Genomic DNA, 1,403 nt, shown 5'->3' on the forward strand with positions numbered 1-1,403 from the left:
ACCTGGTGCATGCAGGGATCGCTGGAGAAGAGACGACGCCAGGGCGAAGGCTACATTGTCCGTTACGTAACGACGCCGTGCTCTATGCCTTCAGGCGTGAGATCTGCCGCAGTTGGCTGCGGGCGCTCAGGCGGCGCAGCCAAAAGGCCCGGAAGCTCACTTGGACTACCTTCAACAGATCGGTGCGACGTTGGGTTCCAAGTGTGAAGGTGGTTCACCCTTATCCGAATCAGCGTCTGTGCGTCTGACTCGACGCAGGAGCCGGATGCGTTAGTAGCGCACGTCCGGATCTGTGCCGGAGGCCCGATACTGTAATGGTATCAGGGTCTTACGGCGACCTTTGTGGCGCCCACTTTGTTGGTACAAACTCCCCGCCTCATGGTCACCCTGACCGGCGCTGTGGGGTGGGGAAACGTCGAAGGCGCTATTTTTTCTTGACGTAGCTGGGGATGGAATGAAGGAGAAACGCCCTTGGCAGGCAGCGCTTTGGTAGAGTCAGGCACTGAGATAGGAGCGTGCATGAGCGAGTTACTCGATCCCACCAACGACTACGTCTTCAAGCGGCTGTTCGCGGAAGCTCCGGATTTGTTGGTGGACCTGATCAACGATCTACGCCCGGATCTACCCGATATCACGGCAGTCGAAGTGCTCAATCCCAACATCGAGCCCCGCGAGCTCACCGGCAAGTACATCATTCTCGACGTGTTGGCCCGTGACGCCGATGGCCACTGCTATAATGTGGAGATCCAGGTTCGTCGTTACGGCGCCTGGCATAAGCGTGGCCTGTTCTATCTGGCGCGGACCCTCGGCCTGCAGCTGGACGCTGGTGAGGACTATCAGCACCTCAAGGCGTCTGTCGGCATCCACCTGCTGGACTTCGATCTGTACACGGCCACCGAGGCCCAGAAGCGGCAGGCCGTGTGGCGGTTTGAAATGCGCGACGAATCCCAGCCCGACGTGACGCTGGGGAACATCTTGCAGATGAACCTGATCGAACTGAACAAGGCGGATCGCCTGGGCTTGCCAGAGGGACCGTTGCGCGCCTGGATCACCTTCTTCAAGCACTGGCAGGAGGAACTCACCATGGCCAATGTTGCCCATGAACCGGTCAAGAAGGCGATGAGCCGTATCCGCGAGCTCAGCGCCGATGAAGAGGCACAGCGCCTCGCGTTTGTGCGGGAGCGGGCGTTGCGGGATGAGATGTCATTGTTGAACGATGCCCGGCGGGAAGGGCGTGAAGAAGTCGCACGGGCCATGATCCTCAAAACGGAAATGGATGATGCGTCTATTGCCGATATCGCCCAGCTCTCTGAGGATGAGGTAGCCCACCTCCGCGCAGAAATTCTGCGTAGGGATTCTTGATAAGCAACAAAGGGACACCCAGTGCGCCGGGCAAAGCTGGC

At 59.1% G+C, this 1,403-nt stretch carries 1 protein-coding gene; it reads left to right on the forward strand.

Annotated features, from left to right (window positions below; translation table 11 throughout):
* Positions 1-519: 519 nt before the first annotated feature.
* A complete protein-coding gene (locus NA637_RS24985) occupies positions 520-1,362 on the forward strand; it encodes an Rpn family recombination-promoting nuclease/putative transposase (RefSeq protein WP_256075250.1) in 843 nt (280 codons plus the stop codon).
* Positions 1,363-1,403: the final 41 nt, after the last annotated feature.

This window comes from Stutzerimonas stutzeri (assembly GCF_024448935.1).
GTDB lineage: Bacteria > Pseudomonadota > Gammaproteobacteria > Pseudomonadales > Pseudomonadaceae > Stutzerimonas > Stutzerimonas stutzeri_AO.

Excerpts from the sequence above, each read along its gene's own strand:
- NA637_RS24985 (WP_256075250.1), top strand. The coding sequence starts at position 520 with ATGAGCGAGTTACTCGATCCCACCAACGACTACGTCTTCAAGCGGCTG.